We start from the raw sequence: 24,703 nt of genomic DNA, 5'->3' as shown, positions 1-24,703 counted from the left end.
GAGAAATCTAGTGCTATGAAATCTGAAATCAAAAATCGTTAATCATCATTCAAAAATCTATTATTGTCCGTAATACGAATCTTTTCCGTGTTTGCGTTCGTAATGTTTCTTTATTAAGGAATCTTTTAATCTTGGAGCATTTGGGTTTATTTGCAAAGTCAAGTGTGCCATTTCCGCAATTACCTCTAAAACTTTACTATTGTAAACTGCTTTTGCTGCGTTCTTTCCCCAAGCAAAAGGACCGTGATTTCCAATGAGAATCATTTCCACTTCTTCGTACGAAAGGTTTTTTTCTTTGAAACAATCCAAAATCTGAATTCCGGTATTGTGTTCATAATTGCCTTCGATAAGTGCGTCGGCCATTGGCGCAGCACAAGGAATATCAGTGGTTAAATGATCGGCGTGAGTCGTTCCAAAAATTGGAATGTCTCTTTGCGACTGTGCCCAAGCTACAGAATACGTGGCGTGAGTGTGTGCTACACCACCGATGTTTGGCCAGTTTTTATATAAATAAGCGTGCGTTTTTGTATCCGATGACGGACGCATGCTGCCTTCGATAATGTTATTGTCAAAATCTACAATAACAATGTCTTCGGGTTTCAAATCTTCGTAAGGAACACCGCTGGGTTTTATCGCAAAAACGCCATTTTTTCTATCTACGGCACTCACGTTTCCAAAAGTATAGACTACTAAATTCAATGCATTCAATTGCATGTTTGCGTCGTAGCATTCTTGTTTTAAAGCATTATACATACTGCTCATGGTGTAGTTTTTTAATAGATGGATCGGCAAAAGAACTTAGTTGTTCATACGCCAAAAGCAATTTATTATAAGCAGCAACTTTGTCTAATTGTGGAAAATATTCACCGTCAAAATCACTTCCCATTTTTTGGCTGGCTTCTATTACATTCGGATAAATTCCTGCTGCAACTGCTGCATAAATAGCTGCGCCCAACGCTGGTGTTTGGTCTGAAGCCGCAATCTTGATTGGTTTATTCAACACATTTGCCAAGGTTTGCATGATGTAAGGCGATTTTCTCGCTACACCACCTATCCCGATGACGCTGTTTATTTTCACCCCTTCTTCCTCAAAGCGATCTACTATTTTTTTAGAACCAAAACAGATGGCGTTTACTAAAGATTTGAATAAATGTGGTGCTTTGGTTCCTAAATTCAAATTAGAAATAGCGCTTTTAATTTCCTGGTTAGCGTCTGGAGTTCTTCTTCCGTTAATCCAGTCTAAAGCGATTGGTACACTTTCGGATAAAGGAATTTTTTCTGCTTCGGCGGTCAATTGAACGATTAAATTATCACTCATTTCCGCTTTTAACTGCTTTTTTTGTTCTTCAGTCAAAAGGGTAGAAGTAGCCAATAAATGTTCTGTTGGCCAAAGTAGTAATTCTTTGTACCAAGCCAATAAATCTCCAAAAGCAGATTGTCCCGCTTCCAGACCTATGAATCCTGGAATTACCGAGCCATCAACTTGTCCGCAGATACCACGAACGGTTTTTGTTCCGATTGACTCTTTTGAATCAATAATAATATCACAGGTTGAGGTTCCCATCACGCGAACCAAAGTGTTCTCTTCAATTTTTGCTCCTACCGCTCCAGAATGTGCGTCGAATGTTCCCACAGCAATTACAGTATCGGTTGTAAGTCCTAATCGTGTTGCCCATTCTTGACTTAAATTTCCGGCTACAAGGTCTGATGTATAGGTTTCATCGTATAATCTTCCGCGAAGTGCGGCAAGATATGGATGCAATTGACCTAAGAATTCTTCAGGTGGTAATCCATTCCAGTCTTCGTGCCACATGGCTTTATGACCGGCTGCACAACGACTTCTTTTGAATGTTTTTAAATCTTTATTGTCAATCAATAAATACGTCATCAAATCACAATGTTCCATCCAAGTATAAGCGGCATCTTTTACAGCTGTATCTACTTTTGCGATGTGTAAAATTTTTGCCCAAAACCATTCTGATGAATAAATCCCACCTACATATTTGGTGAAATTTTCTCCACCCCAATTTTCGGCAAGTTCATTGATTTCGTTTGCTTCGTTGATAGACGTATGATCTTTCCACAACACCATCATCGCATTCGGATTGTGTTCAAAACCTTCAGTCAAAGCCAAAGGAATTCCATCTTTAGTAACTGGTACTGGTGATGAACCGGTGGTGTCAATGCAAATGCTTCGTATTAGTGAAGGATCTATGTTGCTGTTTTGAACAACATATTTTATGGTCGTTTCTAATCCTTCGATATGATCTAAAGGATGCTGGCGAAACTGATTTGTGGATGCATTGCAATATTCTTTGGTTGCCCATCGCTTGTATTGACAAACATTTGATGCTAACTCTTGCCCATTTTCAGTGTCTATTAACATCGCTCGAACAGAATCTGTTCCGTAATCTAATCCTATAACATAATTTTTCATCCCAAAATCTTTTAAAGAATTACAAATATAATATATTTATTTTATAAGTGTATAAAAAACACTTAATTTAATTTGGTATTATAATTTTTATCAAAAACGCATTAAAACAGCGTTTTACGAGTAAAATAAAAAACAAACGTATGATATAAATTTATTCTGTTGCGATTATTTCATTTTTAACTTCAAAACAGTAACAGAATAGGGTGGAAGGCTCGTTTGTGCATTGTCCCCTTTTAAATTAAATCCCTTTTCTGTAGGGCTTATTTTCTTAGGATTTGCAAATGAATTCTCGTCTTGTAAGTTTGGACTTGTAAGGGTAATTATAGTTCCTTTAGCTTGTAATTTGGTTCCTTTTAAGTCTACATTTACTTCTTGTGCAGTCGCCGATGTGTTTACTAATTTTACAATTACTTCTTTAGAGTTGCTATCTTTCACTGCCGATGCAAACAGATTGTTTTGCCCAGTTACCGGTTTTCCGTCTTTGGTAATTGCTATTAAATCGGTTCCTCTATTGGTGGCAAATAATTTTTGCACATAATAGTTAGCAGACCCATACGCTTCCAGATTGTTGAACCAAAGTAAATCTGGTGTCCATTGCCACGCTTCTTCATGCGCCATCAATGGTGCGTAAGAAGTTAAATTAACGACCTCAGCATTTCTTTCTAAACCGGTCATAAAAGCAGCTTCAGAGAAGGCACATTCCCAATTGTTTCTATTATCAGGACTTGCAATAGCCACACTTTGAGCAGCATATTCTCCTGCGAAAATTTTAGGGCCTTTTCGATCATAACTGTCGTAACGAGTGGCATTTTCTCTAAACCATTGTGGGCTTTTATAATAATGCTCATCAACGATTTCAGCATTCAATTTTTTAAGTTCTTGCATGCCGTATTCAAAATAATCTCCTTCTGGAAATGGTCCGCTTCCGGAAACAATAATCATTTTTGGATATTTTGCTTTAATCGCTTTTTCAAATACTTTGTATCTTTCGATGTAATCTGGTCCCCATTGCTCATTTCCAACACCAATGTATTTTAGGTTAAACGGTTTTGGATGTCCCATTTCAGAACGAATTCTTCCCCAAGGGGTTTCTGTGCCGCCGTTTGCAAATTCAATTAAATCCAAAGCATCTTGAACGTAAGGATCTAATTCTTCCATTGGAACTAATTCTCCGGTATTGAACTGACACGCCATTCCACAGCTCAAAATAGGCAAAGGTTGCGCGCCTAAATCTTCGGAAAGTTGGAAATATTCAAAAAATCCCAATCCAAAAGTCTGGAAATAATCTGGTGCCGGTTTGTGAGTGAATTCAGTGTTCCAGCGGTTGATTAAAGTTTCTCTTTTTTCCACATCACCCACTGTTTTTTTCCATTGGTAGCGTTGTGCCAAAGTTCTTCCTTCAACAATACAACCTCCAGGGAATCTCAAAAATCCCGGTTTCATATCATGCAAAAGTTGCACAATGTCTTTACGCATTCCGTTTTTTCTGTTCATCCAAGTGTCTTCTGGAAACAAAGAAATCATGTCTAAATCGATGGTTCCATTTCCTTCAAAGGTGATTTTCAATTGTGCTTTTGCCTCGGTTTGAGTAGCAGTAAATTGTGCAGTATAGCTTTTCCAATCGTTTGATGTTGGGACAATACTGGTTTCGCCTAATACTTTTTTGTTTTTATCAATAAATTGAATGATGATTTTTTTGATAGCGCCGTTGTGATTTGCCGCTTTTAGCGAAAGATTGTATTTGGCATCTTTCTTAATTCCCATGCCACGGAATCCTTCATTAATGATCGAAAATCCTTTGGCATCATTGATTAATACTCTGCAAAAACTTGGATTGGTTTTGTTTTCCAATGCTTTGACAGTTGTAGCAATTCCGGATGTTGTATTGAAAGAATGTTTATCGCTATTCGGTTGTTCCCAACCCATAAGCGGCGCTTCAAATTCAAAAGAACGATTTTTAATCATTTCGGCATACAAACCACCATCGGCAGCAAAGTTGATGTCTTCAAAAAACACACCGTACATTGTTGGCTGAATTTTAGTAACCGTAGTAGTGGTATTAACTTCCAGATTCGTTTTTTGTGCATTGGCATAAAAGCCATTTAGTAAAAGCCCACAAAGGGTGATTTTGGTAATTAAATTTGGTTTCATTTTTTATTGGTTTAAGGTTTAAAGTTTAAAGTTGTGGGTGTACGCATTTAAACTTTAATGATTCGTCTATTATCTCTTTGTTTTTTTACTCTTTGTAATCAATCCAAACTTTCATTTTTCCAACGCCTCTGTTTGACCAGGAATAATACGGAATGGCTTTTAATTTTTGGGTTTGGATGGTATTTACACCTTCTAAAAGGTTTTCTTCTTTTTTAACTTTGAAAGTATCGTTTGCACCAATGGTTATCGCGTCGAAATTAGTAGCATTATCAGCTTCTTCAATTGCATACACAATAGGTCCGTATTCCAAAGCGACTTTCCCTTTGTTGCCTTCCACCTTCGCATTGGTTACCACTTGTTTTACTTCCATTGGGAAATCAAGGACAATTTTTTCACCTTTTTTCCATTTTCGGGTAATGGTGATGTATCCTTTGTCTTCTTGGTATGCAAATGCTTTTCCGTTTATAGTAACGGTTGTTTTTGCAGTTGAGGTAGTCGAATAACGGTATAAATCTCCCGGTAAAACCTGATTTCTCGCCCAACTTGGAATGCGTAATTTTATGGTAAATTCACTTTCTTTTTTTGGAGAAACAGTAAGAGCAACTTTTCCGTCCCAAGGATAATTGGTTTGCTGTGCAATTTCTAAATCAGTTTTGTCCAATGTTATTTTCGCTGTATTCGAAGCATATAAATTCACATAAAGTACATCTTTACTTTTAGAATAAATCAATCCCGGAATCGAAGGAATAAACCGAATCAAATTCGTTGGACAACAAGAACAGTCAAACCAAGATTGACGCGTACATTCGCCACGATTGAATTTATAAACACCATCCGATTCTAAAGCATTTGGATAAAAGAATTTTTTTCCGTCCAATGACAATCCAGAAATCAATCCGTTGTATAAAGAGCGTTCAATCACATCAAAATAATCTGAATTTCCAGAAATATTATGCAATCTATGGTTCCAATACACATTGCCAATTGCAGCACACGTTTCGTTGTAAGCGGTAAGATTAGGCAATTCGTAATTTTCGCCAAAGGCTTCTCCATCGTGTTTCGCACCAATACCTCCGGTGATGTATGTTTTTTTATTGACCATATTATTCCACAAATGATTCACCGCATTCCCGTAAGCAGCATCATTTTCTAAAGCAGCAATATCCGTCATTCCGGCATACATATACACGGCTCTTACAGCATGACCCACCGCTTCTTTTTGTTGAACAACAGGAATATCATCTTGGGAGTACGCACCGTATAAGGTGTGGTTTTTTGGATTTCCGCGGTTGTCCAAAAAGTATTTTGCCAAGTTCAAATAGGCTTTGTTATTGGTAACTTGGTATAATTTTACCAAGCCTGTTTCTACAATTTGATGTCCTGGAACACCATGAACTTGGTCTGCTCTGTCGCCAAAAGTGCTCACTAGCATATCCGCATTTTTGATGGCAATGTCTAAGAAGTTTTTCTTTCCGGTAGCTTCGTAATGTACTACAGCCGCTTCGATCAGATGACCGGAATTGTACAATTCATGACTGATTTGAAGTGATTCCCAACGCTTTCCTTCAATCACGGGAACCCAAGGAGCTGGCGGTTTCGCAGGATTTATGGTTCTCCAGGTTGTTAAATAACCGTCTTTTTCCTGACCAATTTTCACAATGCTAATTAGTGAATCTAATAGTATTTCGAGTTTTGGATTGGGTTCACTAATTAAAGTATTTGAAGCGCCTTCGATAATTTTATAGACATCGGTATCGTCAAAAGGCATTTGACCTTTTACGGTTCCTTCCATTTTACCACCTGCAATTAAAAAGTTGTCCATGCGTCCTTCTTCTTGACATTTTTGGATAGCGTATTCGATGGTTTTTTCCTGTACTTTCTTGATGATAGGCAACCAAAAAGCATCTGTAACCTTGACATTTTGAATGTTTACAGGAGTTATGCTGTAACCTGATTTTTTGGGTGAATTCGATTTTTTTAAACGTTGTTGTGCTTGTCCGCAAACGGTCATTAAAATCGAAACTGCTAGTATTGTTTTTTTTATAAAGGTCATTTCCCTACTATTAATCTGTTTTTAATTCAGTGGTGCTACAACAGGCCATAAATCAGCATCCCATTGCATTTGTTTTATTTTTAAAACAGGTCTCCCTTTTTGCTTGGAATCGTACGCATGAAAAATGATGTAATCTTTCCCGTCAAAAGTATAAGCGCTGTTGTGTCCTGCTCCGAACCAGTTTTCGTTTCCTTGAATAAGAAGTGTTCCGCCGCCTTCGTTTAATGATTTTCCGTCTTTATCCACATAAGGACCGGTAATAGTTTTAGATCTTCCTACGACTACTTTGTAGGTACTTTTTTCACCTCGGCAACACAAATCCCAAGAAAGAAATTGATAATAATATCCGTTCTTTTTGAAAATAAACGGAGCTTCAAGTGCGCCATCTCCCGGATCAGTATCTGCTAATTCGAAAGTTCTTTTGCGTTTTGAAATGGTGGACCATTCTTCTGGTTGTGCCACTGATTTTAAATCGGGATTTAATTTTACCATTTTCAAACCATTCCAAAACGAACCAAATGCCAACCAAGGCGTGTTGTTGTCATCAAAAGTTAAATTGGGATCTATGGCATTCCATAAATCACGATTTGGAACTGATTGAATAACAATTCCGTGATCGACCCATTTATATGCGGGGTCTTTTGGGTCCAAAGTTGTATTGGTTGCTAATGCGATTGCCGAAGTATTTTTTGCGAAAGCAGAAACCGAATAATACAAATAATAGGTATTGTTGTGAAAAGAAACATCCGGCGCCCAAATATGGTTGTCGAAATTAGGCACTACTTTATCTATCCAAACCGGTTTTTCTTTGAAAATAGCGGGTTCCGGCTGCCAGTTTTTTAAATCTTTGGAACTAAAAACGCTGATTCCTTTTCCGGTGCAGTATAAATAGTAGGTGTCTTTTTGCTTAATCATTACAGGGTCGTGAACGGTAATGTCTTGCGCCCAAGCGGAAGCCGTCATGATTAGTAAGAGAAGTAATGGTTGTATTTTTTGATATAATTTCATGCTTAATTTTTTTATTTTTTAAACCATATAAGTCATTTAAGAAAATATAAGTTTTCGATATTGTGTATTTTTTGAACTGTTTTTAATTTCATCTTATACGGTTCAAATTTTTAAACCACTTAAGAAAATATAAGTTTAAATGGTTTTATTAATCGTTTGTGTTTAAAGCTATTTCCTGTAATGTGCTTATTTTTGAATACCTTCCGTAGTCATAATTACACGTTTCAGCGTTCCATCTTCATTGTAATATAGACGGTCTATGCACACTGATCTTCTGAAACTACCACCGTTGGGTTGAGTTGCGCCATTGTGATAAATGAAATAATCTTTTCCCTTGAACTCAATAATCGATTGATGGTTGGTATTCGAGTTTCCAGCTATTTCATTCAGAATTCCTTTGTATTCCCATGGCCCGTTGATAGATTTACTCATAGCATAAGCGATTTTTTCAGGAAACTGATACGCATACGATAGATAATACCAATCCTTTTTTTTGTGAATCCAAGGCGCTTCGGTGAAATTTGGTAAGGAAATGGTTTGTATTGGTCCATCAAGTTCTACCATGTTTGCTTTTAATTTGGCGTAATGACAAACAGTATTTCCCCAGAATAAATAGGCCTGGCCGTCATTGTCTATCATAACAGTTGGGTCAATATCGTCCCAACTAATATTGGTTTTGGTTGTCATGTCATTAGTAATAATGGCTTTTCCTAACGCATCTTTGAAAGGACCTGTTGGACTGTCAGCGACAGCCACTCCAATTGATTTTCCTGGAATCGTTCCATGTTCAACAGTAACATACCAATAGAATTTTCCGTTGCGTTCAATGACTTGAGCAGCCCAAGCATCGGATTTAGCCCAAGTAAAATCGGTTACTTTTAGCGGAACCGGATGTTCTTGCCAGTTCACCATATCTGATGAGGAATATACCAGCCATTCATTCATTTTATAAAAATTGAAATCATTTGGCGCTTCATCATGACCGGCATAGAGATAGACTTTGTCTTTATACACCAAAGCTGCTGGATCTCCTGTGTATTTGTCTTTGATGATTGGGTTATTGATTTGAATGGATTGACTCGGATTTCCATCATTGGCGGAAGCCGTAACACTTTCTGTTTTTATAGTTTTACAAGAGGAAAGAAATGCCAGAAGCAATAGGGTTGTAATTGTATTTTTCATTTTGATTTTTCTGTAAAAGAATGAAAAGGGCGCTTTATTTGTAATAGCTGCCTTTTTGTATCATTAAAAAGACAGCTGTTTTTAGTGAAAATTAATTTATTTTTTTAGCCCAAACGGGTTGTCCACCGGTAGTAAATCCAGAATAGGTCAGGGTCACTTTTCTAGGAATGGCTTCCCAATCCCAAGCATCGCTGACTTTGCATTGATTGCCATTTACGGTAAGCACTTCTTTGGCGCTGTCATACGACCAAGTTCCTGTCACGCCGCCGCTTACTTTTTTATCTGCGGTTAAGAATATAGTAACCGATTTTTGAATCGTTTTGTATTGATAATTCATTGTGATTTGTTCCCAAGATCCTATAAATGAAGTTTCAGTAATAGCCGTTTTAGGTACTCCTGCATAACGCTCCGGAGCGATTACCGGCCAGCCGTCTTCCGTCCATTGAATGGCGCGAACATGTCCCATCATTAAAGCATTGGACGCATTAATCCCGGGTACATTTTCCGGTAAACGGGCTTGTGAGGAGTAAAACCATTCTTTGGTATCTGGATTTTGAAAAACAGAACAGTGAGAAAAACCAACCCATCCGGTATGGTTGTTAAAGGAATAAGGATGTGTCAGCATAGGCCAACAATCTGCTCCATTAGTGACATCCCCTCCGTTGATCCCTATGTAAGGACCCATTATGTTTTTGGAACGGGCAACGCGCGTGTTATATGCAACGGATAATTCGTCATAAGCTAGAAATAAATAATAATAGCCAGTCGTTTCATTATAAATGATTTCTGGACCTTCGGAAGCTTGCCAACGGCTATTTCCTCGTTTTGCAATGCGGGTTCCGTAATCACTTAATGTTTTTAATTGATCGGGTTTTCCGGTTGTTGGATTTAACTTTAATGCTGCAATACCAGAATGCCAAGAACCGTAGATTAAATAATGTTCTCCTTGTGGAGTAATGGTAAAAGTAGGATCGATAGCATTGAATTGAAAATATGCATTTTCCCAATTTCTAGTGCCTGTAAAGGAATACGGTTTTAAACCATCTGGCTCAGAGCAAACGACCATTCCTTTATCTACCCAAACATTAGTTGCTAAATCATCAGATTCTGCTAGTCCAATAAAGGCTCTTTCTGACCATGAATAGGTGAAATCGGCACCAATAATTGGTTCGTCTACTACAATACTGTAATACATTCTGTATTTAGACCCTACTTTTTTGATGTAAGGCGCCCAATAACCATAACGAGGATTTGTAATAGGCGGTAAAGCCGGAACCATTCGGGCTCTTTTGTTGTTCAAGGAATCTTTTACCCAAGCTGGCGCTTGTGTCATTGCTGATCCCATGTGTTCCCAAGTGATAAGATCTTTGGATCGTCTGTATGGGAAATGACCGTGTCCTTCATGCGCATTTCCATAGGAAGCATCGGTTTGATACATATAATAATATTCGCCACACTTTTCAACAGAAGGATCATGTACGTTTGCCAAATTCCATTGAGAACGACTATTCCAAGAGGAAATAGAGGTGTAATTGTCTGAATACGTTGGTCCGGCAAAAGCAGTCGGTGTTGGCGTCGGAGTCGGTGTTGGCGTCGGCGTTGCTACAGGATCTGAAGCTGGATCATCGCCAGAACAACTGCTAATAGAAGCAACGATTAAGAAAGGCGTCAGATACAAAACTAATGTTGAAAGGAATTTTGAATTTTTCATTATTATGTTTTTTTATTTGGTTTCTAAAACCACTACAGTAAATGCAGGGATTGTAATTTCCAGTTTACCCTTTTTTGTTTCAAAACCTTTGAAAACGGCAGGTTTGATTTTTGATGGGTTATCAAATGTGTTGTGGTCTTGTAATTTTGGTGATGCCAGAATAGTTCCGGTAACATTTTTAATTCCAAGTTCCTGCATGTCAATTTCTATTTTGTGGTCTTTTTTAGAATCTATATTTACCAATGAAATATGAATTAATCCGTTTTTATCTTTGGATGCCGAAGCGGATAAAGCAGGAAGTTTTTCACCGTTATAGGTGTATGACGGAGAATTAATTGTCATTGGCAATAATTGCGCATCGTGATGTACAGTGTACATTTTCATAACGTGATACGTTGGCGTAAGCAACATTTTTTCATTCTCTGTTAAAATAACAGCTTGCAAAACATTTACGGTTTGAGCAAGGTTTGCCATTTTCACTCTTTTAGAATGATTGTTAAAAATGTTTAATGTTGTACCGGCAATCATAGCATCTCTCATGGTGTTTTGTTGGTATAGAAACCCAGGATTTGTACCTTCTTCTACATCATACCATCCGCCCCATTCGTCAACAATAAGTGCCACTTTATTTTCTGGATCATATTTATCCATGATGTCAGAATGTTTAGTCACTAATTCTTCCATTTTAAGTGCAGTTTGCATAGTTGCAAAATATTGTTCCTCATTAAATTTAGTTGAAGAGCCTTTCTTTTCCCATTTTACAAAAGAGTAGGAGTGAAGCGCAACGCCTTCAATTAAACTTTTAGGAATATCACGCATTAAAACTTCGGTCCAGTGGTAATCAGCAACATTTGCTCCTGAAGCGATTCGGAAAAGTTTATCGTTATTAGACCAATCGGTCATGAACGTAGCATATTGTTTGTAAAGGTTCGCATAATATTCCGGAGTCATATTTCCACCACATCCCCACATTTCATTTCCTACTCCCCAAAAAGTAACACCCCATGGTTTTTCGCGATCATTCTTTTTTCTAAGCTCAGACATTGGACTACCGCCGTCATGGTTTACATATTGTACCCATTGCTCCAGTTCCTGAACGGTTCCACTACCAACATTGCTGGCCAAGTATGGTTCTGTACCCAATACTTCACATAAATTTAAAAAATCATGTGTTCCAAAACTGTTGTCTTCAGTAGTTCCTCCCCACCAACGGTTTACAATACTTGGTCGGTCTTCTTTGGGTCCAATACCATCTTTCCAGTGGTAAGTATCCGCAAAACAACCTCCAGGCCATCTTAAATTTGGTATTTTTAATTCTTTTAAGGCAGTAATAATATCGTTACGAACTCCTTTTGTATTTGGAATAGAACTTTTTTCACCAACAAAAAAACCACCGTAAATACATTTTCCTAAATGCTCAGCAAAATGTCCGTAGATATGTTTACTGATAGTTGGTCCATCATTACTATTTTTTAAAGTAAGTACTGTTGTTTCTTTTTGTGCAACAATAGCTTGACTACAAAAAGTAAAAATAAATAAGATTAATAGGGTTTTTTTCATGTTCTTTTTAAGTTATAAAATCACATGGTAAGCCTTTGTTAAGCTTACCACATGACATTAAAATTCTAACTAAATCAAATAAATATTAATAGCCACTGTTTTGAATTGTTCCTGGATTGTTATCCATTTCCAATTGTGGTATTGGGAAAAATTCTCTTCCTGCTGCGTAGGAGTTGAATTCTACATCTCGTGTTTTTAACCAAGCTAATTTTGCGGGATCTTGTAACCATCCCCAACGACGAATATCGTCAAAACGGTGTCCTTCCAGTGGGAATTCTAAGAATCTTTCGTGTCCAATTTGCTCTCTCATTGCAATTTGGCTTAGTCCTGGTTTTGCTGTAGCTAAATTAGGTAAACCAACTCTGCTTCTTACCATTTGAATATAAGTGTAAGCACCCGGAGTATCGCCAGTTTCATTTAAACATTCAGCATACATTAACAATACATCAGCATATCTCAATAAACGTTCGTTTATACCAGAACGCCAGTCGTATTCATTTGCATAATTTCCATCAGAATTTTGGTATTTTCTGCAAAACAAGTCATTCAAATCTCCCGGATTGGCTGCGTAAAAAGTAGCGAAGTTTTGTCCGTAAAGTTGCATTCCACCTGGTTTGTTATAGAAAATAGTAGCGTCTAAACGTGGGTCTGTCGTGTTTGCAGTAGTTTTTTCATCATGGTATTCATTGAATAATGCCCATGTTGGTTGTACGTCAGTCCATCCAAAAGCTCTAGGTCCGTAAGTAATAGCTCTTGCTGATGTTTTCCCCCATCCGGAAGCCGGAGCACCACCCCAACCTAAATCAACTCCACCTGCATCTCTGCTGAATTGTACTTCAAACAATGACTCTGAATTGTTTTCGTTTGTGTCTGTAAAGTTATCACGGTAATTAGGCACTAAAGCATAAACACCTAAATCGATAACTTGTTTGAAAGCGATTTTTGCATTTGGGAAATCTTTGGTAAACAAGTATGCTTTTCCTAAATATCCTAGAGCAGCTCCTTTCGTGGCTCGTCCTTTTTGACCTGCATCTAAACCAGAAATATTACTGTATGATGCCGGAAGCAATTCTGCGGCAGCTTTAAAATCTGCAATAACTTGTGCCCAACCTTCTTGGTTTGTTTTTTGTGGATAGAAAGCGGCAATTTCAGTAGGAAGCGGTACGTTTTGAAACATGTTTACGGCATGAAACAAATACAATCCTCTTAAAAAATAAGCCTGACCAAGAATTCTGTTTTTAAGAGCAGTATCAGTGATAGCGATATTAGGTACGTTGGTAAGTACTTGATTGGCGCGGTAAATACCTTGATAGTAGGTTTCATAAGCCCAACCATAAATTGCTGCATCCGACACATTTGAGTTAAAACGACCTACATTGTACATCGCTCCCCATGGACTGTTACTTCTGGTATCATCTCCTTTTAAATCTAACAATAAAGGAGTACTTCTCATGTATGTACCATCGGTCAATAAGCTGCCATAAGCTGCATTTACCCCTTTTATAGCGTCCTCATCTGTTTTCCAGAATGAATCTGCAGCGTCATTATTTGGGTCAAGTTGAATTAAATCTTCATCGTTGACACAGCTTGTTGTTACCACTGCAAGTGATAAGAAACCAGCCAGATAATTAAATATTTTATATTTCATTTTGATTCGTTTTAATTGGTTTGCTAATTTTAAAAATTCACTTCAAGTCCTAAAGAAATCGTTCTAGGATTAGGGAAAGAACCTCCGTCATATCCTCTTGAGAAGGATCCGTCGTTGCTATTAAAATCAGGATCGCTTCCTCTATATTTACTGATAATTAATAGGTTTTGCCCGTTTACAAACAATTTTGCTTTTTGAATAAAACTGGTAGTCGGAACTGGAATTTCATATCCAATTTCCATAGTTTGCAGTTTTATGTAATCTCCATCTTCTATGAATCGGTTTGAATCTCTTCCGTTGGCATTCGGGTCACCAATAATTGGACGAGGAACATTTGTATTCGTATTTGTAGGTGTCCAGTAGTTAAGCATATCAGTGCTGTGGTTACCATATTGTCCCGCCATTAAATTACGGTATATGCTATTGAAAACTTTGTTTCCTCCGGCACCTTGCCAAAACATAGAGATGTCCCAGTTTTTGTAAGAACCGCTAAGGTTCATTCCGTAACTGTATTTTGGAATTGTAACTCCTTGAAAGGTTCTGTCAAGATCACTAATCATTCCGTCACCATTGATATCTTTGAATTTAATATCTCCAACTCCAGCATTAGTTTGCGTTGGAGCAGCAGCAAGTTCAGCAGCGTTTTGGAAAATTCCATCTGTCTCGTAGGCATAAATTTCACCCATAGATCGACCAACTTCTGTTTTTGAAGCAGCACCATAGATTGGATTTCCGTTGATACCAATTTGCAATACTTCATTTTTCAACGTTCCTAAATTAGCAGATATGCTGTATTTGAAGGCGTTATTATTGTTGTTATAGGATGCAGAAAATTCAAATCCTTTGTTTCTCATTGCACCGGCATTAGTAGTAATACTTGCAGGGAAAGCTCCAGTAGAAAAAGGTAATGGAACACCAACTAATAAATTAGAAGAGTTTTTTACAAAATACTCTGCTGTAAACTGTAAAGCATTATTAAACAATCCAAGCTCAACTGCTACGTCTGTTGTTTTATTATCTTCCCATCGTACATTTGGATCTAAAGAAGCGACAACTGTTGTTCCTGGAGCCAATTCGTTATTAAAATTGTAACCAGCAAAGCTATTGATTGTTGTGGCAAAGAAATAGGCTGGAATTGTGTTGTTTCCTAATTTACCATAACTACCTCTTAGTTTGATTGTGTTTACCCATTCAGGTAAGTGAATGAATTTTTCGTTGCTTAATTTCCAAGCTCCTGAGAAAGAGTACGCATTTGTCGTGTTGTATTTTTCACTAAAAAGCGACGATTTATCTTGTCTAAAGTTGGCTTGAAACAAATAACGATCATCAAATGAGTAATTGATACGGCTTATGTATGATGTACCAGTAATAGTAGTGTTAGACTCGCCTGTACTGTTATCATCAGCATATTGCAATTTGCTGATTTCACCAAAATCATATCCTACACCTCTTGACCAGTGGTTGTAATAGTCTTTTCTTTCTTGTACCCAACCCGCTAAAGCATCAAATTTATGTTTGTTAATGTCTAATGAGTAGGTTAGTAGGTTGTTAAGAAACGTTTTAGTTTCATTACCAGTTGATACATCTAGAGATGCTTCTTCTTTGGTTGTAATATAATACCATCCTAAGTCACTTTGCGGAACAAATTTTCTGTTTTGATAATCTAATCTGTCAAAACTGGCGTCTAGTTTATATTTTAATCCTTTTACGATTTCATATTCTCCCCAAATGTTCCCAATGAAACGGTTTCTTTTTCCGTTGTTTTCGATTAAGTTGTTGAATCCTATAACGTTAAGCGAAATGGCTCTTTGAGTTAAATTATCAGTACCTCCGTAACCACCTAATCTATTTTCATCGTATACTGGCATCGTTGGAATAGCACCTAACAAAGCTGCAATAGCAGTTTCCCCTACATAACTGTTAAAGTTTTCTTTGTCAGATTGTGTGAATCCTATTTTTGTACCGTATTTGAATTTTCCTTTTTTACCATTCAAATTCAAATTCATGGATAGTCTTTCGTAATCTTGAGGAGATTTGATATAACTGCTGTTTTTGAAATAATCCATATTCATATTATAGGCTAAATCTTCTGTACCACCATTAAATGCTAACGAATGATTCTCGATAATTCCAGTTTCATAAGCGGCATCTTGCCAATCTGTATTTACATTACTGATGTAATTACTGTTGTTAGGGTCATTTCCTGGAGCAACGCTTAATCCAGCATTCAATTCTGCTGCACTGGTTATATTTTGATAGCCTAATCTATCAGTTACATCCCAAGTTTTAGCTACGTTTTGAAAACCGACAAGGGATTTATATTTGATATTCAGTTTTCCGGCTTTTCCTTTTTTGGTCGTAATAATTACTACACCATTAGCACCACGAACTCCGTAAATAGCAGCCGAAGAAGCATCTTTAAGTACTTGCATAGATTCGATATCTCCCGGAGCAAAATCAAACGGTGAGTCTACAATCATTCCGTCTATTACAAAAAGTGGGTTGTTATTGCTAAAAGAGTTCAAACCTCTAATTTTAATATTTACAAATCCGCCCGGTTCTCCAGAGGATTGCACGGTTACCCCTGCAACTTGTCCTTGAAGCATTTTTGCAGCATCATAGGTTACTGTTTTCTTAGCAGATTCCATGTTTACAACTCCAACTGATCCAGAAAGGTCTGATTTCTTTTGTGTTCCGTATCCAATTACAACAACTTCGTCAAGTGCAGTAAGATCATCTTTTAGAGCTACGTTAATTTGTGTTTTAGTACCCACTGCAATTTCTTGACTTGCATAACTTATATATGAAAATACAAGGATGTCACTTGGTGCAGCTTTTATGGAATATTGCCCGTCAAGATCACTTGTGGTTACTGTATTAGTTCCTTTGATTAAAATATTTACTCCTGGCGCAGGCATTTTGTCTTTTGCTGAGGTAACAATTCCGGTAACAATTTGAGTATTTTGAGCTGAAACATTAATAGTTGCCATTAGCATAACTATTACTGCTAGAAGCCATTCTTTTTTTGGTAATAAAAAATTACAATAAAGAAATAATCGGTGGTTTGTTTTCATTCGGTTATTATTTAGGTTAATTATAAGTGTGTGTTTTACATTTGTAAATTTAATTAAAAAAAAAGCACAAAAACAAATTAATATGATAAAAAAAAGAGGAAAAAAAAATGCATTTTTTAAATTAAGTGTAAAATCAACATTTTAAAATTATGTTTTTGTAAAAAATACATCTGTTTTTGGAGTTAATTTGTGTAAAATTTACACTTTATGTAAAAAAACAAACATTTCTACAATAAATTGCCCGTGAAAATTATTTTATAAAACAGCGGAATAATTGCCTTTTAAATCAGTTTTAATTTGAAAATCAGAGTGATATTGTAAAAAAAGTCTTCATTTTGGCGTATTGTTTTTTATGAAAAACTAATTTTCGGGTCAATAAATGGCGAATATTCTTCGCAATCGATTGAAATACAAGAAAAATAAATGGTTTAATCTGCAGTTTTGAAGTTTTGCTATTACTAATTAATGAAACCGTTCTTTGTGAAAATCAAATCTGCGAAATAGTATTGAGGAGTTTATTAAACGAATTTTTTTTGGGATTACAGGGTTTTAATAGACTAAGTGTAAAATCAACATTAATAAATTATGAAACCTTTAGAGAAGTTTATATATTTACCCTAAAAAACATATTATGTTAAATAGTTATAGTTCTGCTGATAAAGTTTTACTGGCAGTAGATTGTATCATTTTTGGTTTTGATAACGAAGGCTTAAAAATACTTTTGATTAAAAGAGATTTTGAACCTGAAAAAGGCAAATGGTCTTTAATTGGTGGATTTCTTAAGAAAGATGAAGTATTAGATAGCGCTGCCATCAGAATACTAGATTCCTACACCGGTCTTCAAGATATTTACATGGAACAATTGCATGCCTATAGTGAGATTGACCGTGATCCTGTAGAAAGAACTATTTCGGTTGCTTATTTTGCATTAATCAATATTGAAAACCATAATGCAGAATTAATTCAAAACTATCATGCACAATGGTTTAGCGTTGCGAATGCTCCAAAATTGATTTTTGACCACGACACGATGTTAAGACATGCCATAAGAAGATTGCGTTATAGAACGTCTATCAAGCCTGTTGGATTTGAACTTTTACCGGAGAAATTCACCATGCGCCAACTGTTGGAATTATACGAAGCGATTCTTAGTAAAGAATTGGATAAAAGAAACTTCATCAGCAAAATAAACTCACTGGATATTCTGATAAAACTCGAAGAGAAAGACATGATGTCCTCCAGAAAAGGATCTTATCTTTATACTTTTGATAAAGAAAAATACGATGCAAAACTCTTGAATGATTTTGTTTTAAACCTATAAGTCATTCTTTATAATCATAAACTAAAAAAGGAAGTCTCTTAATTGAGGCTTCCTTTTTTTATAATTAATCCTGAAAAAACTATTCTTTAATTCTTTGATTGACTACAACTTCAATGATTTCCAGAATAGTTTTATAAATGCAAACTACTCTTAGAATGGCAAAGTGCAGTCCCAAATAAAATTTAAATTCCTAACTGTTTCCTTTATTATAATCGGCTAAGAAAGTGGCTAAACCACTATCCGTAAGCGGATGTTTTAGTAAACCTTCAATAGCGCTTAATGGTCCGGTTATGACATCGGCGCCAATTTTAGCACAATTTAAAATGTGCATGACGTGACGAACGGATGCCGCCAAAATTTGTGTTTCATATCCGTAATTATCATAAATCAGCTTGATTTCGGCAATCAATGCCATTCCATCTGTAGAAATATCATCTAATCTTCCGATGAAGGGCGAAACATAAGTGGCGCCGGCTTTGGCGGCAAGTAAGGCTTGTCCTGCTGAAAATACCAAGGTGCAATTGGTTTTTATTCCTTTATTCGAAAAGTATTTTATCGCTTTTATTCCGTCTTTAATCATGGGAATTTTCACCACGATTTGAGGATGTAAAGCAGCCAGTTTTTCACCTTCGGCAACCATACCTGCAAAATCTGTCGAAATTACTTCGGCACTAACATCACCGTCAACTAATTCGCATATTTTCACATAATGAGCAATAATATTATCTGCACCAGTGATTCCTTCTTTCGCCATTAGCGAAGGATTTGTGGTTACACCATCCAGAATTCCTAAATCATTAGCTTCTTTTATGTCTTTTAAATTTGCTGTGTCTATAAAAAATTTCATGTCTTTATTTATTTAAATGTTTATTTATTTTCTTCAATGTAGTTTAGGATTTCTGTGCAAACGCTTTCACTTGTAAATCCAAATTTTTGATCCAATACACTTGCTGGTGCTGAATATCCAAAATGCTCTAATCCAACTATTTTTCCGCTGTCGCCAATTAAGCCTTCTAAGTTTACCGGCAGTCCGGCAGTAAGTCCGAACACTAATTTTCCTTTTGGAATAATGCTTTCCTGATACGCTTTTGGTTGTGATTTGAACAAACCTTCAGATATAATTGAGGCTACGTTTATAGTTAGATTTTTTTCTTTTTCTAAAATAATTGCAGCTTCCAAAAGGGTGGCCACTTCTGATCCATTTGCGATTAATGTAATGTCAGGATTTGGTGTAGATTTAACCAAATAACCTCCTTTTTTAGCTTCGGTTGCTTCTTCATATCTTGAAGTTCCTATTGCAGGAATGTCCTTGATGTTTTGTCTCGAAAGAATCAAAGCTGTTGGGGTAGTGGTGTTTTTCAAAGCCATATCCCATGCCACTGAAGTTTCAATAGCATCGGCAGGGCGGAGCGCTAATAAACTTTGATGCCCCGAATGGTTTTTTATTTTTTCCAACAAACGCATTTGTGCTTCCTGTTCAATAGGTTGGTGGGTTGGTCCGTCTTCGCCCACTCGGAAAGAATCGTGTGTTAAAACATATTTTACCGGTAATTCCTGAATTGCGGCTAATCGAATGGCAGGTTTCATGTAATCCGAGAATACAAAAAAGGTTGCTACTACTGGGATAACACCTCCGTGAAGGGCAATTCCGTTAGCAATAGAAGTCATGGTCAATTCTGCCACTCCGGCTTGTAAAAAGGCACCACTGAAGTCATTTTTTTGTAAAACAGAAGATTTTTTTAAGAAACCATCCGTCTTATCACTGTTGGATAAATCTGCCGAAGAAACAATCATGTTTTCCACGTGTTCCGCTAAGTAAGCTAATACTGCCGATGAGGCATCTCTTGTTGCGGCATTTGCTTTTTGGACTACATTACTCAAATCCAGTTCTGGAAGTTTTCCGGATAGAAATGAATCCATTTTTTGAGCCAATGCAGGGTTTTCTTTTTTCCAAGTGGCTACATGATGCTTTTTGTACGCGGCCTCTTCAGATTTTTTGGCTTTTATTTTATCATAATGTGTTGCCACATCTTCATAGATTGCAAAAGGATTTTCAGGATTTGCTCCAAGGTTTAGTAAGGTTTTTACATAATCGGCTTTGGTATCACCAATAGGTTTTCCGTGCAGTTCACATTCGCCTTCATATATATCGCCATTGGTGGTAACGCAACCTTTTCCCATAATCGTTTTTCCAATTATTAAGGTTGGTTTTTCTGATTCTTCATTGGCTTCGTTCAATGCTTTTCTGATTTGCTCGTGGTCGTGTCCGTCAATTGTGATGACTTTCCATCCCCAAGCTTCGTATTTCATAGCTGTATTCTCTGAAGTTACTTCATCTGTCATGGACGAAAGCTGTACATCATTCGAATCATAAAACATGATGAAATTGTTCAAACCTAAATGTCCGGCGATTCTACCCGCTCCCTGAGAAATTTCTTCCTGAACACCACCATCTGTGATGAAACCGTATATTTTGTGATTGAAAATTCCCTTGAATCTGGCCTCTAGAAATTTGGCGGCGATAGCAGCACCCACTCCCATTGCGTGTCCTTGTCCCAAAGGTCCGGAAGTGTTTTCTATTCCTCTAAGCACATCTACTTCCGGATGACCAGGAGTGACGGAACCCCATTGTCTGAAGCTTTGTAAATCCTCTTTTTTGTAATTGCCCAACAAATAATATTGGGAATACATCAAGGCTGAAAGGTGTCCTGCATCCATAAAGAAACGGTCCCTGAATGACCAATCCATTTCTGTCGGGTCAAATTTTAAGTACTCAGTATATAAAATGTGCAAAAAATCTGCGCCTCCCATGGCTCCTCCAGGATGGCCTGAATTCGCTTTTTCTACCATCGAAATAGCTAATGCTCTAATATTGTCAGCAGCTAAATTGTCAATTTTTTTATTCATGTTTAAATTGTAAAATTAAATGTTTTTTGAATAGTATAATATGATTCGTTTTATTATTTGTGTCCAAAGTTTTATAAGCGGTAGCAAATTTTACTTTTTCCTATATTAAAATTAGAGCTTAAAAAATTCATCCTGACTAACCGACAAAATCAGTGTCAGATAAAATATATTTTACATTTAAACCAAAATTTAATTAGTAACAGCTTCTTTTTTAGTAGCTCTGTGTGAAAAATAATAATAAGTGTAAAAAATACATTTACAAATGTAAACAAATTTTTTTAAGAATGACAAATAAATTTTTTTCTTGCAATTTTAAAATAAGAATCGCATTTTTTTTGCCAATAAAAAATGGCAATACTAATTTTTTAAAAATAGTATTGCCATAAGAAGATTGAATTGCTACAATGAATTTCGAATTATTAACGTGCTTTTGTTTTCTATTTGTTCTTTTTTACCTTGTAGAATCATCTCTGCCAAAATTTTCCCCATAGCTTCAAAATTGGTGGAAATGGTTGTAATTCCATTGGCAACTACTTTTTTTAGAGGGGTTTCGTTATAGGAAATAATGCCAAAATCGCGCCCTAATTGTAAGTTTTGAAGCTTTGATTTTTCGATAACACGAACTAAATCTCGGTCATTTGGAATCACATAAACTTCTCCTGCTTCTATAGCTCTATTGTTGAATTCAGTGATGGTTTCGTGGTCAAAAATAAAATTTTCACAAAAGTTTTCGAAACCAATTTTCATTCCTAGAGGTTCTCTAAATCCAGGAAATATCATGATTATTTTATTGTATTTGACTAAGCGGGATTTTGCTTTCATTAATCCTTCATAGATGTCTTTTTTATGATTTTGATATACCGCAGGAAAGGAATTTAGTCCAGGATTGGTTTGATCTAATATATAAACTTCGTTTACTGGTAGGGTTTCTATAACTGATGCCGCCTCAGCCAAATTGGTAGGCATAATGATGTATTTTGTATAATTTCCATTACTGTCATTTATTAGTTTTTGGAAAACTTGAATATTAAAATGATGAAAGAAAATATCAACCTGAACGTCATTCCCAATGTTTTCCAAGAATGAGTTGTAGATGTCTTCTTTGAAAATATTTAATTCATCAAAAAGTAAAAATATCCTTTGTTTTATGGTAACCGCGATACTTTTTACATAATATCCTTTTCCAGGAATTGCATAAATAATACCTCTTTTTTTTAATTCATCATAGGCCAGTAGAACCGTATCACGAGACAGTGAAAACTCTAAACTGACTTTGTTTACAGAGGGAAGTTTGTCTCCTTTTATTAATTTTCCTTCTTCAATTCCCTTCTCAACAGTAATGATAATTTGTTTGTATTTAGGAATTCCAAGATTATTTTGAATCGAAATAATTTTCATAAATGAATGAATTTTTTCGCAAGATACAAAAACTGGTGGGTACTGGTATGTAACTGATAATAATTATTTTACTTTTGGTTTTCACATTTCATAAATAAATCATGAAAATAAAACACATATCACATTTTAAAGCTAGTTCTGCAATGAAATTATTTGGTTTTACATCAGATGGCGAAGAGGTTTCTCTTTATGAATTGACAAACAAAAACGGAATGCAGCTTAAAGTTACTAATTATGGTGCAACTATTACCTCGTTGAAAATGCCACTGAAAAACGGTGAATTTGTAGATGTGGTTTTGGGTTTTGATACTTTAGAGGCTTACATCAAATCATTTGATTTGGAAAGCGCGCCTTACTTTGGAGCAACAGTAGGAAGATTTGCAGGAAGAATAAACGACAGCGAATTTGTATTAAATGGCGAATCAATTCGTTTAAAAAAGAATTATAAGGATCATTCCTTACATGGTGGAAATAGTGGTTTCAGTCAAAAAATATGGAAAGTCAAAAATATAAATAACGGTAAAAGTCCTTCTATAACGTTAGCTTATTTTAGCCCTCATCAAGAAGAAAATTTCCCTGGGGATTTAACGGTTGAATTGACGTATACTTTATCTGATGCAAATGAATTAATTATAAATTACACGGCATCAACTACAGAAGATACTGTTGTGAATTTAACGCATCACAGTTATTTTAATCTTGATGGTCACAAATCCAATGTTTCTGAACAAGAAATAATGGTCAACTCGCATAGATTGTTAGAAACAACCAATGAGAATATTCCAACTGGAAGGTTTTTGAACGTAGCAAATTGTCCGTTTGATTTTACATCACCAAGAAAGTGTCCTTCTAAAATTGACAATACCTTTATTTTGAATAAAGAAAATGAATTTGCAGCTTCACTTTTCAATAAAAGCAATAATTTAAAAATGTCAGTGTATACCAATCAGCCGGGTGTTCATATTTATGTTGGCGGTAATTGTTTTAATACTTTAAAAGGGAAAGAAAATGCGGATTACCATGCTTTGAGCGGTATTTGTTTTGAGACGCAAAATTTCCCTAATGCACCAAATTACAAGCATTTTCCCAACTCAGTTTTGAGAAAAGAAGAGCTGTATTATCACAAAACCATTTATAAATTTCAATCTTTTTAATATGAAAAAACACATTTTTGTTTTTGGAGTATTTGCACTCTTGGGAATGTTTTTTTCTTGTTCAGCCAATGATACAAATGAAACGCCAATAGTTGAACCGCCAGTTGCGGAAGATACTTTTATAAGAGCTGCGGATATTTCTTTTCTGCCGGAAATAGAAAGTTCTGGAACTATTTTATACAACAATACCAAAGCGGAAGATATGCTTACGACTTTAAAAACTGCAGGTTGTAATGCGGTACGAATTCGTCTTTGGAAAAACCCTTCAAACGGACATTCAGGAATGACTGAAGTAAAAGCTTTGGCGGCACGTGTGAAAAAAGCAGGAATGAAAGTTTGGTTAACCGTTCATTATTCAGACACATGGGCTGATCCTGCAGTGCAAACGATACCAGCTGAATGGAAAAATTTGTCTTTTACAGATTTAAAAACGGCGGTAGCTACTTATACTTCGACAATTATTACAGAAATTAATCCTGATATTATACAAATAGGGAATGAAATAAATAGTGGATTGCTTTGGCCACAAGGTCATTTAATTAATCAGGAAGTTCAATGCCTGGCCTTATTATCTGCGGCAAGTGCAACTATTCGTACCAAAGCGCCAAATACCAAGATAATGATTCATTATGCAGGTGTTAAAGCTTCGGATACTAATTGGTTTTTTAATAAAATTAAAAGTGTAGATTACGATTATATTGGTTTATCCTATTACCCGATTTGGCACGGAAAAGATTTAGAAGTTGTCAAAACGACCATTAATACGTTAGGAAAAACATACAATAAAAAAGTAATCATTGCTGAAACGGCTTATCCGTTTACGTTAGGATATAATGACTGGACCAATAATATTGTTGGTTTAGACACACAACTGGTTTCAGGTTATCCTGCAACTCCTGATGGGCAAAAAAGTTTTGTATTGGCAATAAAAACAGTCGTAAAAGAGTCTGAATACGGCTTGGGATTTGCGTATTGGGGAGGCGAATGGATTTCTTTTAAAGGGAATCAAGCCGCAAATGGCTCTACTTTTGAAAATCAGGCCTTTTATGATTTTAATAATAAAGCATTACCTGTTTTGCAGGTGTTTAATAAATAAGTA

16 protein-coding genes are annotated in these 24,703 nt (G+C 36.1%); 3 read left to right on the top strand and 13 right to left on the bottom strand.

Translation table 11 applies throughout. The features are described 5' to 3' along the window. Positions 1-60: 60 nt before the first annotated feature. The 10 genes from CLV00_RS03330 to CLV00_RS03285 all read right to left on the bottom strand — a co-directional run bounded on the left by CLV00_RS03330 (position 61) and on the right by CLV00_RS03285 (position 16,824). Positions 61-762 carry an L-ribulose-5-phosphate 4-epimerase gene (locus CLV00_RS03330; protein ID WP_099713803.1) on the bottom strand — a complete coding sequence of 234 codons (702 nt, stop codon included), beginning with the start codon at positions 760-762 and terminating at the stop codon, positions 61-63. After that, positions 746-2,437 carry a ribulokinase gene (locus CLV00_RS03325; protein ID WP_099713802.1) on the bottom strand — a complete coding sequence of 564 codons (1,692 nt, stop codon included), beginning with the start codon at positions 2,435-2,437 and terminating at the stop codon, positions 746-748. Before CLV00_RS03325 ends, CLV00_RS03330 begins: the two co-directional genes overlap by 17 nt. Positions 2,438-2,602: 165 nt before the next feature. Further along, on the bottom strand, positions 2,603-4,588 hold the full coding sequence (locus CLV00_RS03320) for an alpha-L-arabinofuranosidase C-terminal domain-containing protein (protein WP_099713801.1): 1,986 nt from the start codon (positions 4,586-4,588) through the stop codon (positions 2,603-2,605). An 85-nt stretch (positions 4,589-4,673) separates the two neighbouring features. After that, entirely contained in the window at positions 4,674-6,641 is a 1,968-nt protein-coding gene (locus CLV00_RS03315; protein WP_099713800.1) for a glycoside hydrolase family 127 protein, read from the bottom strand. 21 nt (positions 6,642-6,662) lie between these two features. Next, positions 6,663-7,649, bottom strand: coding sequence for an arabinan endo-1,5-alpha-L-arabinosidase (locus CLV00_RS03310; RefSeq protein ID WP_099713799.1), 987 nt, complete (start codon positions 7,647-7,649; stop codon positions 6,663-6,665). A 186-nt stretch (positions 7,650-7,835) separates the two neighbouring features. Next, entirely contained in the window at positions 7,836-8,831 is a 996-nt protein-coding gene (locus CLV00_RS03305; protein ID WP_099713798.1) for a glycoside hydrolase family 43 protein, read from the bottom strand. A 91-nt stretch (positions 8,832-8,922) separates the two neighbouring features. Beyond that, positions 8,923-10,542, bottom strand: a complete 1,620-nt coding sequence (locus tag CLV00_RS03300; protein ID WP_099713797.1) for an arabinan endo-1,5-alpha-L-arabinosidase — start codon at positions 10,540-10,542, stop codon at positions 8,923-8,925. A 12-nt stretch (positions 10,543-10,554) separates the two neighbouring features. Next, on the bottom strand, positions 10,555-12,102 hold the full coding sequence (locus CLV00_RS03295; protein ID WP_099713796.1) for an alpha-N-arabinofuranosidase: 1,548 nt from the start codon (positions 12,100-12,102) through the stop codon (positions 10,555-10,557). A gap of 85 nt (positions 12,103-12,187) precedes the next feature. After that, positions 12,188-13,750 (bottom strand): RagB/SusD family nutrient uptake outer membrane protein, encoded by a 1,563-nt coding sequence (locus CLV00_RS03290; RefSeq protein WP_099713795.1) that lies wholly within the window; start codon positions 13,748-13,750, stop codon positions 12,188-12,190. A gap of 29 nt (positions 13,751-13,779) precedes the next feature. Further along, the gene (locus tag CLV00_RS03285) at positions 13,780-16,824 is read right to left on the bottom strand and encodes a TonB-dependent receptor (protein ID WP_099713794.1); all 3,045 of its coding nucleotides are present in this window, start codon (positions 16,822-16,824) and stop codon (positions 13,780-13,782) included. 631 nt (positions 16,825-17,455) lie between these two features. Here CLV00_RS03285 and CLV00_RS03280 point away from each other — a divergent pair. Then, complete coding sequence (locus CLV00_RS03280) at positions 17,456-18,145, top strand: NUDIX domain-containing protein (RefSeq protein WP_099713793.1); 690 nt, start codon at positions 17,456-17,458, stop codon at positions 18,143-18,145. A gap of 190 nt (positions 18,146-18,335) precedes the next feature. Here CLV00_RS03280 and fsa read toward each other — a convergent pair whose 3' ends face one another. The 3 genes from fsa to CLV00_RS03265 all read right to left on the bottom strand — a co-directional run bounded on the left by fsa (position 18,336) and on the right by CLV00_RS03265 (position 22,450). After that, positions 18,336-18,992 (bottom strand): fructose-6-phosphate aldolase, encoded by a 657-nt coding sequence (fsa, locus tag CLV00_RS03275; RefSeq protein ID WP_099713792.1) that lies wholly within the window; start codon positions 18,990-18,992, stop codon positions 18,336-18,338. Positions 18,993-19,012: 20 nt separating this feature from the next. Continuing rightward, complete coding sequence (locus CLV00_RS03270; RefSeq protein ID WP_099713791.1) at positions 19,013-21,052, bottom strand: transketolase; 2,040 nt, start codon at positions 21,050-21,052, stop codon at positions 19,013-19,015. A gap of 399 nt (positions 21,053-21,451) precedes the next feature. After that, a complete protein-coding gene (locus CLV00_RS03265; RefSeq protein ID WP_099713790.1) occupies positions 21,452-22,450 on the bottom strand; it encodes a GntR family transcriptional regulator in 999 nt (332 codons plus the stop codon). Positions 22,451-22,551: 101 nt separating this feature from the next. Between CLV00_RS03265 and CLV00_RS03260 the strand changes: the two genes are divergently transcribed. Continuing rightward, positions 22,552-23,604 (top strand): aldose epimerase family protein, encoded by a 1,053-nt coding sequence (locus CLV00_RS03260; protein ID WP_199074754.1) that lies wholly within the window; start codon positions 22,552-22,554, stop codon positions 23,602-23,604. A 1-nt stretch (position 23,605) separates the two neighbouring features. Further along, positions 23,606-24,700 (top strand): glycosyl hydrolase 53 family protein, encoded by a 1,095-nt coding sequence (locus CLV00_RS03255; RefSeq protein WP_099713789.1) that lies wholly within the window; start codon positions 23,606-23,608, stop codon positions 24,698-24,700. Positions 24,701-24,703 lie beyond the last annotated feature (3 nt).

This window comes from Flavobacterium sp. 11, from assembly GCF_002754315.1.
Classification (GTDB): Bacteria; Bacteroidota; Bacteroidia; order Flavobacteriales; family Flavobacteriaceae; genus Flavobacterium; species Flavobacterium algoritolerans.
This window is presented reverse-complemented; position numbering and strand designations above follow the sequence as displayed.